The organism is Nostocoides sp. (assembly GCF_037045025.1).
In the GTDB taxonomy this organism is placed as follows: domain Bacteria; phylum Actinomycetota; class Actinomycetes; order Actinomycetales; family Dermatophilaceae; genus Nostocoides_A.
Genome location: NZ_JBAOHM010000005.1, coordinates 315,355 through 327,958, shown reverse-complemented (window position 1 = coordinate 327,958; position 12,604 = coordinate 315,355). Strand labels below are relative to the sequence as shown.

The 12,604-nt window shown below is 70.6% G+C and carries 15 protein-coding genes; 4 read left to right on the top strand and 11 right to left on the bottom strand.

Features of this window, described 5'->3' with window-relative positions:
* Positions 1 to 73: 73 nt before the first annotated feature.
* The 3 genes from V9G19_RS03965 to V9G19_RS03955 form a co-directional block, all read right to left on the bottom strand.
* The gene (locus tag V9G19_RS03965; RefSeq protein ID WP_462284185.1) at positions 74 to 730 is read right to left on the bottom strand and encodes a DUF1345 domain-containing protein; all 657 of its coding nucleotides are present in this window, start codon (positions 728 to 730) and stop codon (positions 74 to 76) included.
* On the bottom strand, positions 727 to 1,920 hold the full coding sequence (locus V9G19_RS03960; RefSeq protein ID WP_462284184.1) for a pyridoxal phosphate-dependent aminotransferase: 1,194 nt from the start codon (positions 1,918 to 1,920) through the stop codon (positions 727 to 729). Before V9G19_RS03960 ends, V9G19_RS03965 begins: the two co-directional genes overlap by 4 nt.
* A gap of 72 nt (positions 1,921 to 1,992) precedes the next feature.
* Positions 1,993 to 2,505: a DUF917 domain-containing protein gene (locus V9G19_RS03955; RefSeq protein WP_462284183.1), complete on the bottom strand. Its 513-nt coding sequence runs from the start codon at positions 2,503 to 2,505 to the stop codon at positions 1,993 to 1,995.
* Between the two features lie 7 nt (positions 2,506 to 2,512).
* Here V9G19_RS03955 and V9G19_RS03950 point away from each other — a divergent pair, with 7 nt between their 5' ends.
* Entirely contained in the window at positions 2,513 to 2,842 is a 330-nt protein-coding gene (locus V9G19_RS03950) for a DUF1684 domain-containing protein (RefSeq protein ID WP_462284182.1), read from the top strand.
* Here V9G19_RS03950 and V9G19_RS03945 read toward each other — a convergent pair.
* The 3 genes from V9G19_RS03945 to V9G19_RS03935 form a co-directional block, all read right to left on the bottom strand.
* A complete protein-coding gene (locus V9G19_RS03945; RefSeq protein ID WP_462284181.1) occupies positions 2,772 to 4,574 on the bottom strand; it encodes an aminotransferase class V-fold PLP-dependent enzyme in 1,803 nt (600 codons plus the stop codon). The genes V9G19_RS03950 and V9G19_RS03945 overlap by 71 nt on opposite strands.
* 135 nt (positions 4,575 to 4,709) lie before the next feature.
* The gene (locus tag V9G19_RS03940) at positions 4,710 to 4,928 is read right to left on the bottom strand and encodes a helix-turn-helix domain-containing protein (protein WP_462284180.1); all 219 of its coding nucleotides are present in this window, start codon (positions 4,926 to 4,928) and stop codon (positions 4,710 to 4,712) included.
* The gene (locus tag V9G19_RS03935) at positions 4,928 to 5,545 is read right to left on the bottom strand and encodes a DUF2975 domain-containing protein (RefSeq protein WP_462284179.1); all 618 of its coding nucleotides are present in this window, start codon (positions 5,543 to 5,545) and stop codon (positions 4,928 to 4,930) included. Before V9G19_RS03935 ends, V9G19_RS03940 begins: the two co-directional genes overlap by 1 nt.
* Positions 5,546 to 5,752: 207 nt before the next feature.
* Between V9G19_RS03935 and V9G19_RS03930 the strand changes: the two genes are divergently transcribed.
* Positions 5,753 to 6,334: an N-acetyltransferase family protein gene (locus V9G19_RS03930; RefSeq protein ID WP_462284178.1), complete on the top strand. Its 582-nt coding sequence runs from the start codon at positions 5,753 to 5,755 to the stop codon at positions 6,332 to 6,334.
* 76 nt (positions 6,335 to 6,410) lie between these two features.
* Here the strand turns inward: V9G19_RS03930 and V9G19_RS03925 are convergent, their stop codons facing one another.
* From V9G19_RS03925 to V9G19_RS03905, 5 genes are all read right to left on the bottom strand, one after another.
* Entirely contained in the window at positions 6,411 to 6,977 is a 567-nt protein-coding gene (locus V9G19_RS03925) for an NUDIX hydrolase (RefSeq protein ID WP_462284177.1), read from the bottom strand.
* Between the two features lie 55 nt (positions 6,978 to 7,032).
* Positions 7,033 to 7,992, bottom strand: a complete 960-nt coding sequence (locus tag V9G19_RS03920) for a hypothetical protein (protein WP_462284176.1) — start codon at positions 7,990 to 7,992, stop codon at positions 7,033 to 7,035.
* A gap of 125 nt (positions 7,993 to 8,117) precedes the next feature.
* A complete protein-coding gene (locus V9G19_RS03915; protein ID WP_462284175.1) occupies positions 8,118 to 9,383 on the bottom strand; it encodes an APC family permease in 1,266 nt (421 codons plus the stop codon).
* Positions 9,384 to 9,405: 22 nt separating this feature from the next.
* On the bottom strand, positions 9,406 to 9,849 hold the full coding sequence (locus tag V9G19_RS03910) for a hypothetical protein (protein WP_462284174.1): 444 nt from the start codon (positions 9,847 to 9,849) through the stop codon (positions 9,406 to 9,408).
* A gap of 65 nt (positions 9,850 to 9,914) precedes the next feature.
* Entirely contained in the window at positions 9,915 to 10,817 is a 903-nt protein-coding gene (locus tag V9G19_RS03905) for a helix-turn-helix domain-containing protein (RefSeq protein ID WP_462284173.1), read from the bottom strand.
* Positions 10,818 to 10,857: 40 nt separating this feature from the next.
* On the opposite strand from V9G19_RS03905, the gene V9G19_RS03900 reads away from it, so the two are divergent.
* Entirely contained in the window at positions 10,858 to 11,691 is an 834-nt protein-coding gene (locus V9G19_RS03900) for a hydroxypyruvate isomerase family protein (RefSeq protein WP_462284172.1), read from the top strand.
* Positions 11,675 to 12,601 carry a 2-hydroxy-3-oxopropionate reductase gene (locus V9G19_RS03895; protein WP_462284293.1) on the top strand — a complete coding sequence of 309 codons (927 nt, stop codon included), beginning with the start codon at positions 11,675 to 11,677 and terminating at the stop codon, positions 12,599 to 12,601. Before V9G19_RS03900 ends, V9G19_RS03895 begins: the two co-directional genes overlap by 17 nt.
* Positions 12,602 to 12,604: the final 3 nt, after the last annotated feature.

Below are 12,604 nucleotides of genomic sequence, written 5' to 3'. Positions count from 1 at the left end.
AACTTCGTGGGGCTTGTCGGGTCCTCGCGAAGTATGGGAGCGAGGGACGAGCGGAGAACTTCGTGGGGGAAAGCTAGCCGGCGAGGGTGACGACCAGGTTGATCGCCGCGGCGACGACGATGGTGCCGTAGGCGTAGCTCAGCCAGGCGTGCCGAACGGCGATCCGGCGGATGGCGGTTGTCGTCGTGTTGGTGTCGGAGACGGCATACGACATGCCGATCGCGAACGCGAAGTAGACGAAGTCGCTGTAGCACGGCGCGGTTTTTGTGTTGAAGTCGATGCAGCCGGGGTCGGCGCCGACATAATGCCGGGCGTAGCGCATGGCGAAGAGCGTGTTGACGACCAGCCAGCCGGCAGCAACCGTGCCGAGCGCGATCACGCCGCCGGCCACGCGGGCATTGCCGCGGGCCTGAGTGGCGGTGAGCATCAGCCCGAGAGCGCCGATGCTGGCCATCGAGACCGTCAACACCGACACATCGACGAACGAGCGGCCCGGGTCGATGCCACGGACGAAGTCGAGCGTCTGCTCGTGGTCGGCGTGCAGCATCGTGACCAGCAGTGGCAGGGCGAAGCCGAGGGCCGCGACGATGTAGCCGACCAGGACCCGGCCCGCCACCGGGAGGTGCTCGGGCAGCGGCGCCAGGTAGGCGATAACGGCGCCGACACAGGCGGCCATGACGAGCCGGAGCAGCTTGTGCCGGTTGTGGTGCCGGGTCGGGCCGCGGCTCACAGCGCCGCCTGGAAGGCGAGGATGCGGCGCACGGCCTCGGCGACGGCGCCGGGTCCGGGGGCGAGCGAGAGTCGCACGTGCTCGTGGCCGCGGCCGGAGTCGAAGTCGACGCCCGGGGTGATCGCGACGTCCTGGGCGTCCAGGAGCGCGCGGCACCAGGCGACCGAATCGGCATACGGGCCAAGGAGATCGGCGACCCCGGCATAGACGTAGAAGGCGCCGTCGGCGGGAGCGACGTCGGTCCACCCCAGCGCGGGCAGGGCGTCCAGGACGAGCGCGCGCGCCCGGGCGAAGCCGGCGACGGCGGCCTCGCATTCGGCATACGCGGGCTCGGTGAAGGCGGCAATCGCCGCATGTTGGGCGGGCACCGGGGCGCACAGCGCGAAGTTGCCGGCGAGCGCGTCGATCGCGGCCGCGAGATCTGCCGGCAGCAGCAGCCAGCCGAGCCGCCAGCCGGTCATCCCCCAGTACTTGCTGAACGAGCTGACCACGACCGCGGAGTCGTCGTGCTGCCAGGCGCACGTGCCGCGCGACCCGGTGAACGTGACGCCGTGATAGATCTCGTCGCTGATCACCCGCACGCCGTGGCGGGCGCACCAGGCCAGCATCGCGGCCAGCTCGTCGTCGCGGATCATCGTGCCGGTCGGATTGGCCGGGCTGGCGAGCACCACGCCCGCCAGTGGCTCCTGCGCGTGCGCCGCGGCGAGCAGGTCGACGGTCGGCTGGAAGCGCACCTCGGCGCCGGTGTCGAGTTCGACGACGCGAGCACCCAAGGCCCGCAGGATGTTGACGTATGCCGGATAGCCCGGCCGTGCGAGCGCCACCCGGTCCCCGTGGTCGAAGGCGGCGAGAAAGGCCAGCTGGAAACCGCCCGAGCTGCCGGTGGTCACGCAGATCCGGTCGGGGTCGAGGTCGAGGCCATACCAGCGGCGGTAGTGGCCGGCGATCTGCTCGCGCAGCGCCCGGAGGCCGAGCGTCTCGCAGTAGCCGAGCGGGATGCCGTCGGTGAACACGCGCGCGGCTGCGTCGCGCACCGGGGTGGGCGCCCCCTGTCCGGGTTCGCCGGCGCACAGGCTGATGACCTCGCGGCCGGCGGCGCGGGCGCCGGCGACGGCGGCCAGCACGGTCATGACCGTGAACGGGGGCACCTGGGCGCGGGCGGAGGCTCCCAGGCGGGGGGCAGGCGGCATACCGGACAGGTTTGCACACTCGCGGGAGGAAATGAGCGGCGGGGAAGGGAAGGGACGCGCCCGGCCTCGGGGTTAGCCGGGCACGCCCCGCTCAGGGGGTCCGGCGACGACCCGGAGGGCCGCCGACAGTGGACGATAGTCGACAGAATACCCAAAGTAGCCAGGCCCAACCAGGGCGAGAGCCTGGTCAGTTCGCCAGCGCTCGTGACACGGCAGGCCGACGACCGCGACGCGGAAGCCGTAGCGCATCGCCTCGGCGGTCACCGGCTCCCCGGTCTCGATGTCGAGCACGCAGATCAGGTCCGGAACGGTCGCAACCAGCGTGTCATCGACGCGGGCGATGAGGTGTTCGTTCTGGAATTCCAGGACGGCGACGCTGCCGGAGTCGTCCTCGACTCCCGCCAGGTGAGCCTGGCCCCGGGCGAAGCCGGCCACCGTCCGCCGCACGACATCGGTGATCCGGCCGCGGAAGAGCACCCGGCCGCAGCCGAAGTCGGCCACGGCGGTGGCCGGGTCGGTGTGCTCGGCACGTGCCCGGCGCACCTGCGCGCCGAGGTCCTGGGCGAAGCTCAACGTTCCCGGCACGAGCCCGGTGCGGGCCGACTCCGGTCATGCCAAGAGCGTGCCCGGGCGGCTGTGCGTGGACGTCGGGGGAGCGGCATACGACATGACGATCTTTGCCGACGGCGACAGCCTGGTCCTCGTCTTTGCCGACGCCACCACCGGCGCCGAGAGCTATGCCCCCGGGCGGTTCCTGCGGATGGACCCGCCGGGCCGGGACGGGGTTCTCACCGTCGACTTCAACCTGGCGTTCGTGCCGCCGTGCGGCTTCTCTGACTTCTATTCCTGCCCTATCCCGGCGCCGCAGAACCGGCTGCCGCTGCCGATTCGCGCGGGCGAGCAGCGGGTGCGCTGGGCGTGAGACCACTCGGCGTGAGACCGCCCATCGTGAGCACGCCGGGAAGCATGCTCTCGCGGGGCAACTCGAACCAGCGCAACGCGTCGAAGTCGGTGGAGAGGGAGGCGGCGGCCAGGCAATCCGGTGGCGTGGCCGCATCGAGGATGGCGCGGGCGTCCTCCAGGTAGCCGCGCAGCGCGGAGACCGGAGCCGAACGGGCGTGCCGCGGATAGTGCATCCTGCCCGAGCGGTAGCTCACGTCGCGCAGCCGCAGGGGTGGCTCGACCGGCCCGTCCTTGTGTCGCCAGAGCCCGGTAGTCGCATCGAAGTGATAGTCCCCCAACAGTTTCCAGCCATCTCGCGCGACCAGTCGGATGGCCTCGATGAGGTAGTCGAGAACCTCGTCCTCGATGAAGTAGTTGAAGTTGACCCGCACCCAGCCGGGTTTGATGCCCTCGCAGCCGGTGGCGATCTGTTGCTCGAACAGGTGGCTGCGTTCGAGGTCGATGTCGAGCAGCCGGTGGCCATACGGTCCGGCGCAGGAGCAGCCACCGCGGGTCTGGATGCCGAAGAGGTCGTTGAGCACGGCGACGACGTAGTTGTGATGCAGATAGTTGCCGCTCGGGCCCCGCACCACGAAGGAGACGATCGAGAGCCGCCGCGCGGTCAGATTGCCGAGGATCTCGATCGCCGGCTCGGCCTGCCAGGCCGTCACGGCCCGGTGGCGCAGCCGCTCCTCCTGCTCCCTGATCACGGCAGTGCCGACGGCCTCCTTGAGTTGGAAGACCAGCCCGGCGCGGATCGACTCGATGATCGCCGGTGTGCCGCCCTCCTCGCGGTGGGCCGGGTCGGCGATGTAGCGGTGGTCGGTCGGGTTGACGTACATGACCGTGCCGCCGCCGGGGACGGCGGGCACGCGGTTGGTCAGCAGTTGGCGGCGCACGACGAGCACCCCCGGGGTCCCCGGGCCGCCGATGAACTTGTGCGGGGAGAGGAAGATCGCGTCCTTGTATGCCGCGGGCGCGCCCTCGGCCGGCGCCGTCATGTCGATCTCGACGTAGGGTCCGCACGCGGCGAAGTCCCAGAAGGACAGCGCGCCGTGCTCGTGGAGCAACGCGGCGATGCCGTAGGTGTCGCTGACGATGCCGGTGACATTGCTCGCCGCCGAGAACGAGCCGATCTTGAGCGGGCGGTCGGCGTAGCGCTGGAGTTCCGCGCGCAGCTGTGCCTGGTCGATGTGCCCGTCGGCGTCCTCGCGGATCGTGACGACGTCGGCGATCGACTCTCGCCAGGGCAGTTCGTTGGAGTGGTGTTCGAAGGGCCCGATGAACACGACCGGCCGCTCGTGGGCTGGGATCTGCGCGCTGAGCTGGTAGCGGTCCTCGAGGGTGCACGGGATGCGCAGCCCGAGGATCCCGATCAGCTTGTCGATGGCCGCGGTGCTGCCGGCGCCGGTGAAGATGACCACGGTGTCGTCGTCCCCGTGGACCGCCCGGCGGATGACCTCCCGGGCGTCCTCGCGCAGCCGGGTGGTCTGCAGCCCGGTGCCGCTCGCCTCGGTGTGGGTGTTGGCGTAGCGCGGGAGGACCTCCTCCCGGATGAAGTCCTCCAGGAAGGTCAGGCTGCGCCCGGAGGCCGTGTAGTCGGCATAGGTGACCCGGCGCGGGCCGTAGGGGCCGTCCATGACCTGGTCGTCGCCGATGACGGAGTCCCGGATGTGCGCCAGGAGGGCGTGCGCGTCGGTGGTGTGCGGCATACTGGAGAGGGTATGTTGCCGATCCCTTCCGCGGGCCGGATCCGAGGCAGTGCGAACCGCCCCGTCGAGGCGGTCGTGACGGGGCGGTTCGCTCAGCGTGCTCGCTCATCGTGCCGGCTCAGCGTGCCGGCGGGTCTATTCGATCGTGAAGAGCTCGCCCACCTGGCAGCCGAGCACATCGCACACCGCGGTGAGCGTGCTGAACCGGATCGCCTTGGCGCGGTTGTTCTTCAGCACCGAGAGATTGACGACGGTGACTCCGACCGCGTCGGCCAGGGCCGCGAGCGTCATGTCGCGCGCTGCCAGCAGGTCATCGAGGTGACACGCGACGCGGTGCGGCTCGTCGACCGGCATCAGACCAATCCCTCGACGTCGGCGCGCAGGCTCGCTCCGGTCTTGAACGCCTCGGCGATCAGGGCGACGCACAAGCCGACCAGCAGGGGCAGCCAGGGGACCCCGAACTCGATCTCCGGGCCCGGCCGCTGGATGCTGAGGCCGTCGAGGAGGACCGCTGTGCAGCCGAGCTGGACGAGGACGATGACCGGGACGCCGATGAGCAGCAGGCCGGCGATCTGGCGCAGCCGACGCACCTGTCCCGGGGCAAACGGATCGCCGTCACCGATGACCCGCAGGAACCGAAGGACGAGCGCGATCACGGCGCCGGTGACGGCCAGGGTCACGGCCCCGGGCACCAGGTCGAGCAGGCGTTGGCCGGGCGTGGGATGGTCGATGAGGAGGTCATAGGTGGCGGCGCCGTGCGCGATCCCGGCCGCGTCCAACTGCGCGACCTGAACCTCGCTGGTGAAGGGGACGGCGAGGCTCTCGTCCTGGAACCACCGCAGCACGGGAATGCCGACGAGGGCCGTCGCGGTGGCGAGGGCGATGAACCAGAGCGTGACCCGCAGACCGAGGCGGTCCCACTTGTCGAAGGCCAGGCGGTCCTTCGCGGCGGCTGTGGGTGAATGTGACATGACCAGTTCCCCTCGATCGGTGGCGTCCGGGTGAGAACGCCGGGTGGATATCGAATCTCGATACATCGACTATCGTTATACATATCGATAGTCGATGTCAAGTGCGGCGGCCTGTGTGTGATCGGGGAGACAGCGCTCGACAGGCAGCGCGATCGCGAGGGGCGACGAGTCCTTCGGGCCGGGGGGGGAGCGGCATACGGTGTCCACATGGCTTTTGAGGTGAAGCCGGCGACCGGCGCCCGGTTTGCGGACGTATGCACGATCCTTGGGCCCAAGAAGCCCGGGGCCCAAGGCTGCTGGTGCCTCGGCTACCGGCTCGGCCACGCCGAGGAGCAGAAACTGGTCGGGCCCGCGCGGGCCGAGTTCGTCGGCGGCCTGTGCCGGCGCCGGGCCCATGCTCCCGGCGTGTTGGCGTATGCCGATGGCGACGTCGTCGGCTGGGCCGCCGTGTCGCCGCTCTCGGAGTTGCACGAGTCCTCCACGTCCAAGCGCTATCCCCACATCGACGACCAGGATGTGTGGATCGTGTTCTGCTTCCGCACGAGAGCCGGACAGGGCAAGCAGGGCGTCGCGCACGCCCTGCTTGCCGGCGCGGTGGAGTATGCCGCGAGCAAGGGCGCGCCGGCCATCGAGGGTTATCCGGTCGACAATGACGGCGCCAAGATCGACCGGACCTTCGCCTATCCGGGCACGCGTGCGATGTTCGAGCGGGCGGGCTTCCGCAAGGTCGGCGATGTCGCGGGCAAGCACGGGGGGTTCACCCGGGTCGTGATGCGCAAGGTCCTGTAGCGCGCCGAGGGAACCGGCCGGCTGGGGCCGGGGCAGCGTGGCGCTGGACGCGGCGGGACCACCCACAGGCTGGGGCTCAGTGGCTGCGGCGGCGCTCGATCGTCTCGGTGTGCACCGTGAACGCGCCGGCGGCGCGATCGGCGACGTAGTGCTCCAAGGTGCGCCGCACGGTCGGGAAGGCGATCTCGTCCCACGGGATCCGGTCGAACTCGACGACCCAGTTCTCGATGGTCTCCAACCCCGGCTCCAGGTCGAGGTCGAGCAGCCGGGCGCGATAGAACAGGTGCACCTGCCCGACGTGGACGACGTCGATCACCGAGAACAACTCGCCGAGCTCGATCCGCGCCCCGGCCTCTTCCCGGGTCTCGCGGATCGCGCCGTCGGGCAGGCTCTCGCCGAACTCCAAGAACCCCGCCGGGACGGTCCAGTAGCCCTTGCGGGGCTCGATCGCCCGGCGGCACAGGAGCACCTGCTCGCCCGCCTGGCCCCACACCGGAATCGTGCCGACCACATTGATCGGGTTGACGTAGTCGACGTAACCGCAATCGGGGCACACCGCGCGCTCGCGGTCCTCGCCCGGCGGAATCGAGGCGGCGGTGGCCGTGCCGCACAGGCGGCAGAAGCGGATCTCCGGGCGCGGCATGGCCACGACTGTAGCCATGGCCGCCGATCACGTCCGCCCGGGGGCCGGCCACTCCTCACCGCGAACTCACAGCCCCGTGGGCGCGCAAGGCCGCGACATTGCGAACCACCAGGGCGCCGCTCCACTCCCACCGTGCCTGCGCCCAGATGTCCGGGTGCCAGCCGCCCCAGTCCCAAAACGGAGTCCAGGATCCGTCGGGCTGTTGGGAGGTGATCGTGTGGTCGATCGCCTGCGCCACCTGCCTGCCGATCACCGCGGCGAGCGGGTGCTCGGGAGTGGGGGCGATCCACAACGGATGGATGCCATAGCCGGCGAAGTCCGCCGGCGTGGACATCACCCGATCGGGCAACACCCGCCCCAGGTATGCCGTCACGCGATCCCTCGCTTGTGCCGGCACGGCCCTCTCCCCGGCGACGTGCGCCAGGGCGTCGTGGGCGTTGACTTCCTCGGCGCTCACCCCGGCCGTGGCCACGTCGACGGCCTGCCAGGTCACCGCATTGAGGAGGTGTCGCGGTATGCTGCCTGGTGCCGCGCCTTCATGTCGCCACAGGTGGGCGGCGATCGCCAAGCCCGGGTTGGCGAGATAGCCCGCGAAGGTGGCCGCCAGCTGCCCCGGCTCGGCCTGGTCCCACCACGGTGCGTGCGGGCTGGCCTGGGCGCTCGGCGGCAGGAACGGCCAGACCAGCCGCCCTTCGGCATCGCTTTCGACGTGCCCGACGAGCCACGCGCACACCTGCGCCACGAGCGGGTCGCCGCCTGGGACGCCGTGCATCCGCAGAATGTCAAGGGCGGTCAGCGCGCCCAGCACGCTCGCCTCGGGGGCCCGGCAGTCGGACTCCAGCGCCTTGCCGATGCCGCCGTCTGGGGTGGCGAAGTCGCCCAGCGCCGTGGCCACGTCCCCAGGCTCGGCCTCGCCGAGCACGTGGGCGAGCCGGACTCGCTCCAATGGTCGCGCGTGCTCCTCGACGAATGCACGCGCCCGGTCGAGCGCAGCCTTGCTCATCCTCGTTGCCATGGACGGGACGCTAGGACCGACCACCGACAGCCTCCCGGGACAGGCTGATCCAAAGCGGACGCAATAATCCTCAACGATCGCAAAAGCTTTTGCGTCCGTTGATGATTATTGCGTCCGCCAGGGGTTTATTGCGTCCGCCAGGGGCGCAGCAGGCGCCGTCCCAGCAACCCCACGGCGAGCACGGTGAGACCGGCCAGCACGGACGCGAGCGGCAGCGTCGCCACCAGCCCCAGACAGCCGACCAGCCCGAGCAGCTGCACGGCCCTCGGCGAGCGCCGCTGATCGGCCGGTTGGCGCAGCGCGGACAGATTCGCGACGGCGTAGTAGACGAGCACCCCGAAGGAGGAGAACCCGATCGCGCCGCGCAGGTCGAGGACGAGCACGATGGCCACCAGCACGGCGCCCAAGGCGAGCTGGGCGTGGTCGGGAACCTGGTGGCGCGGGTCGACCGAGGCCAGCCATGGCGGCAGATCGCGCTCGCGGGCCATCGCCAGCGCGGTGCGCGTGACCCCGGCGAGCAGGGCCAGCAGGGCGCCCAGGCTCGCGGCGACCGCGCCCACCCGCACCACCGGGGCTGCCCACTCGGAACCGGCTGCCGTCACCGCGTCCGCGAGCGGCGTTGGCGACCCCGGCAGCCGCGCCCCGAGCGCCCGCACGAGAGCCAGGCCCACGAGCAGATAGAGCGTCACCGTGATCCCGAGAGCAACCAGGATCGCCCGCCCGAGCATCTCCGGCTGGCGCACCTCCTCGGCGAGGGTGGCGATGCGGGCATACCCCGCAAAGGCGAAGAACAACAGCCCCGCCGCCTGCAGCACTCCCAGCAGCCCGCGATCGGGCGCAGCCAGGGCGGTCACCGCGCCGGCCGAGCCGCCAAACGTCACGCCGAGAAAGACAAGCATCACCAGCCCGGTCAGCCCGAGCAGCAGCCGCGCCACCAACGCCGTGCGCGTCACCCCGCGCAGGTTGAGGGCCGTGAGCACGACGACGGCGAGCACCGCGGCCGCGCGCTCCCAGGCGCGGCCGGCCGGAACGGCGTAGGCGGCGACGGTCATCGCCATCGCGGCGCACGAGGCGGTCTTGCCCACGACGAACCCCCAGCCCGCCGTGAACCCCCACCACGGCCCGAGCACTTCTCGGCCGAAGAGGTAGGTGCCGCCCGAGCTGGGGTAGGACTGCGCCAGCTGAGCCGAGGCGACGGCATTGCAGAACGCGACCCCCGCAGCAATCGCCAGCGCCCCGACCAGCCACGATCCGGCCGCACCCGCAGCGGGCGGGAACGCGGCAAAGACGCCCGCGCCGATCATTGCGGACAGCCCGACGACCACCGCATCCCCGGTCCCCAGCCGCCGGGCCAACGGTCCGGTCCGTATGCGGTTCTGCGAGTTCGTCATTGCCCTCACCTTAGGCTCCGGGCTACCCGCCGCTGAGGCGCACCGCGATCTGCGCTGCGGCGCGGGTCGCGGCGTCCTCGGTGGTGGCGTCGTCGTCCAGCGCGGCCAGATAGCTGACGCCGACGCGGTCGCCTCGCCCGGGCCACCACGGCGCCAGCCAGACGTGGAAGTGGGGGTAGCCGGCCATCGTTGCCAGCTGATAGACGCGCGCGCACCCGGTCGCCGCCGTGATCGCCCGGATGAGCCGGGCGGTGACCGGGCCGATCCCGGCCAGCTCGGCCGCATCGAAGTCCGCCTGGTCGCGCACGTGCCGGCGGGTTTGCAGAATCACCGTTCCGGCGGGGCCGAAGCTTGCCGGCGCGTGCCCGGCCCGCCAGGTCGTGTCCTGCAGGATCCAGCCGCCAGGTGGCGGGCCGTCCCCAGCGCGGTCGTCGGAGCAAAACCAGCACGGCTGCGGCGTGTTCATGTCGTCAGCGTTCCAGCCGTCGCCCGGTGCCGCTTGATCGAGGTTGCCGTTTCGCCGTATCCCGGTCAGGTCCAGGAGAACCACTCTTTCGGGTCGCCGTAGCCGAGGTCGGTGATCCCGAACTCGTGCAACTTCGCCGCGGCCAGCAGCCGGTGGTGGGCGGCGAAGGTCAACACATGGGCGACCATCGCGCCATACGTCAAGACGGTCGGGCGTGGTCCGAAGGCGTTGACGAAGGTCTCGTCGAAGCGCTGCTCCTCGGCATACCACCGGACGTTGGCGACGAACAGCGGACCCTCCCGCTCCAGCCGCGCGCGCATGGAGGTCACGCTCTCGCCGTCCTCGACCGTGAAGTCGTATGCCGCATCGGCCATCGCCGCGTTCCACATCGCAAGTTGCCCGATCAGCCGGGACAGCGCCCAGCGCAGGGTGTCGCCGTCGATATCCGCGATCGACTCGGTGACCGGGTCGTCGAGCTGGTCATCGGTCAGCCGCGCGGCGCGTTCGACGAATTGGCCGACCAGCCACACATGGTGCTCGACCATCTCGACGATGAGGTCCACGCTGCCCATTGTGTGCCGAGCGGGCAGCCGCAGGCCCCCCGGCGGGTGGAAATGCACCTCGCTCGGCGCCTCGATCCGGAAGCTGCCCGGGCGCCTGCGCCACGCCGACGGCGCCCGCCCGAACTCCCGCCGGAACGCACGCGTGAACGCCGCGTGCGAACCGAATCCGGCGTCACCGGCGATATCGAGCAGGGTCGCCTCACTGGTGATCATCCGGTATGCCGCGCGCTCCAGCAGCAGCCGCGCGCGCAGCCGCGTCGGGGTCTCGCCGGCGACCGCCGCGATCACCCGGTCGAAGTGAAACCGGGACAGGTGGGCCTGCGCGGCAATCCCTTCGCCGTCGCCCGCAGTTGCATCGAGGTCGGCGGCCAACCGATCGACGAAGGCGGCGAAGTGGTCGGTCATCGACGCCCAGGGTAGGCGCCGGGCGGCATACCGTAGGGCCATGGCCGAGACCGATGCGCATCGCCTGCGGTATCTCGTCAACTGCTCGATCATGTTCACCGAATTGCCGCTGCTGGAGCGCCCGGCCGCGGCTCGGGACGCCGGTTTCGACGCCGTCGAGTTCTGGTGGCCCTGGCCCGAGCATCCGGTTCCGCCCGAGGCCGAGGTGGACGCCTTCGCCCGGTCGATCGAGGACGCCGGAGTGCAACTGATCGGGCTCAACTTCTTTGCCGGCGACCTCGCCGGCCCCGACTGCGGCGTGCTCTCGATCCCCGCGCGCTCGGCCCAGTTCCGCGACAACATCCCGGTCGCGATCGCGCTCGGGGAGCGCCTCGGGGTCCGTGCGTTCAACGCGCTCTATGGCAACCGCATCGAGGGCACCGATCCGCCCGAGCAGAACGCGGTCGGCACGGACAATCTGGTGCTCGCCGCGCGCGAGGCCGAGCGGATCGGCGCCACCGTCTTGGTGGAGGCGGTCAGTGGGCCGAAGCCCTATCCGCTGCGGACCGCGGACGACGCTGTCGCCGTCGTGCGCCGCGTGCGCGCCGCGGGCGCCACGAATGTCGGCTTCCTGTGCGACCTTTTCCACTTGGCGAGCAATGGCGACGATCTGGGTGCGGCAATCGAGCGGCACATCAGCGATATTGCGCACGTCCAGATCGCTGATGCGCCCGGGCGCGGTGAACCCGGTTCGGGCGCACTCGATCTCGACCGGCACCTGACCGATCTCGCTGCGCGCGGGTATGCCGGTTGGGTCGGCCTCGAATACAAACCCACCACCGCCGCGACGGTTGACTCGCTCGGCTGGCTGCCGCGCGATCGTCGCGGCGCCTGAACCAACCGAGCAGAGGAGCCAGTCAGTGAGCACCATCGCCTTCATCGGACTCGGGATCATGGGCAGCCCGATGGCCTTCAACCTGCAGCGCGCCGGGCACGACGTCATCGGCTACAACCGGTCACCGGAAAAGACCCAGCCGCTGCTCGACGCCGGCGGACGCGCCGCGGACTCGATCGCTGACGCGGTAGCCGAGGCGGAGGTGGTCGCGGTGATGGTTCCGGACAGTCCCGATGTTCAGGCCGTGTTGGAGGGAGAGGACGGCGTCTTTGCCAACGCCCGCGCGGGAACATTGATCGTCGACTTCTCCAGCATCCGCCCGGACGTGAGCACTCGGCTGGCCGAGAGCGCGGCAGCGGCCGGGATGCGGCTGCTCGACGCGCCGGTCTCGGGTGGTGAGGCCGGCGCGAAGGATGCTTCGCTGTCGATCATGGTCGGCGGGGACGCGGCCGACTTTGCGGAGGCCAAGCCGGTCTTCGACGCGGTCGGGACAACGATCGTCCACGTTGGCGGCCACGGCGCGGGACAGACCGTCAAGGCCGCCAACCAGCTGATCGTCGCGGCCAACATCGAGGCGCTCGCCGAGGCGGTGACCTTCCTGCGTGCGTATGGTGTCGATCTCGACGCCGCGCTCACCGTCCTCGGTGGTGGGCTCGCTGGGTCCAAGGTGCTGGACCAGAAGCGCGCCAAGATGCTGTCCGATGAATTCGCGCCCGGCTTCCGGATCGAGTTGCACCACAAGGACCTTGGCATCGTCAGCACCGCAGCGCGGGAGGCCGGGGTCGTGCTGCCGATCGGCTCACTCGTCGCGAGCCTAATGGCGTCGGCGCTGGCCAATGGCGACGGCGGCCTTGATCATTCGGCGCTGCTGCGTGGGGTGCAGCGCTTGTCGGGGCAGGCGCCGGCCTAACTC

Coding starts and splice junctions, on each gene's coding strand:
- V9G19_RS03960 (WP_462284184.1), bottom strand. CDS start 1,920: ATGCCGCCTGCCCCCCGCCTGGGAGCCTCCGCCCGCGCCCAGGTGCCC.
- V9G19_RS03945 (WP_462284181.1), bottom strand. CDS start 4,574: ATGCCGCACACCACCGACGCGCACGCCCTCCTGGCGCACATCCGGGAC.
- V9G19_RS03940 (WP_462284180.1), bottom strand. CDS start 4,928: ATGCCGGTCGACGAGCCGCACCGCGTCGCGTGTCACCTCGATGACCTG.
- V9G19_RS03935 (WP_462284179.1), bottom strand. CDS start 5,545: ATGTCACATTCACCCACAGCCGCCGCGAAGGACCGCCTGGCCTTCGAC.
- V9G19_RS03930 (WP_462284178.1), top strand. CDS start 5,753: ATGGCTTTTGAGGTGAAGCCGGCGACCGGCGCCCGGTTTGCGGACGTA.
- V9G19_RS03925 (WP_462284177.1), bottom strand. CDS start 6,977: ATGCCGCGCCCGGAGATCCGCTTCTGCCGCCTGTGCGGCACGGCCACC.
- V9G19_RS03920 (WP_462284176.1), bottom strand. CDS start 7,992: ATGGCAACGAGGATGAGCAAGGCTGCGCTCGACCGGGCGCGTGCATTC.
- V9G19_RS03915 (WP_462284175.1), bottom strand. CDS start 9,383: ATGACGAACTCGCAGAACCGCATACGGACCGGACCGTTGGCCCGGCGG.
- V9G19_RS03910 (WP_462284174.1), bottom strand. CDS start 9,849: ATGAACACGCCGCAGCCGTGCTGGTTTTGCTCCGACGACCGCGCTGGG.
- V9G19_RS03905 (WP_462284173.1), bottom strand. CDS start 10,817: ATGACCGACCACTTCGCCGCCTTCGTCGATCGGTTGGCCGCCGACCTC.
- V9G19_RS03900 (WP_462284172.1), top strand. CDS start 10,858: ATGGCCGAGACCGATGCGCATCGCCTGCGGTATCTCGTCAACTGCTCG.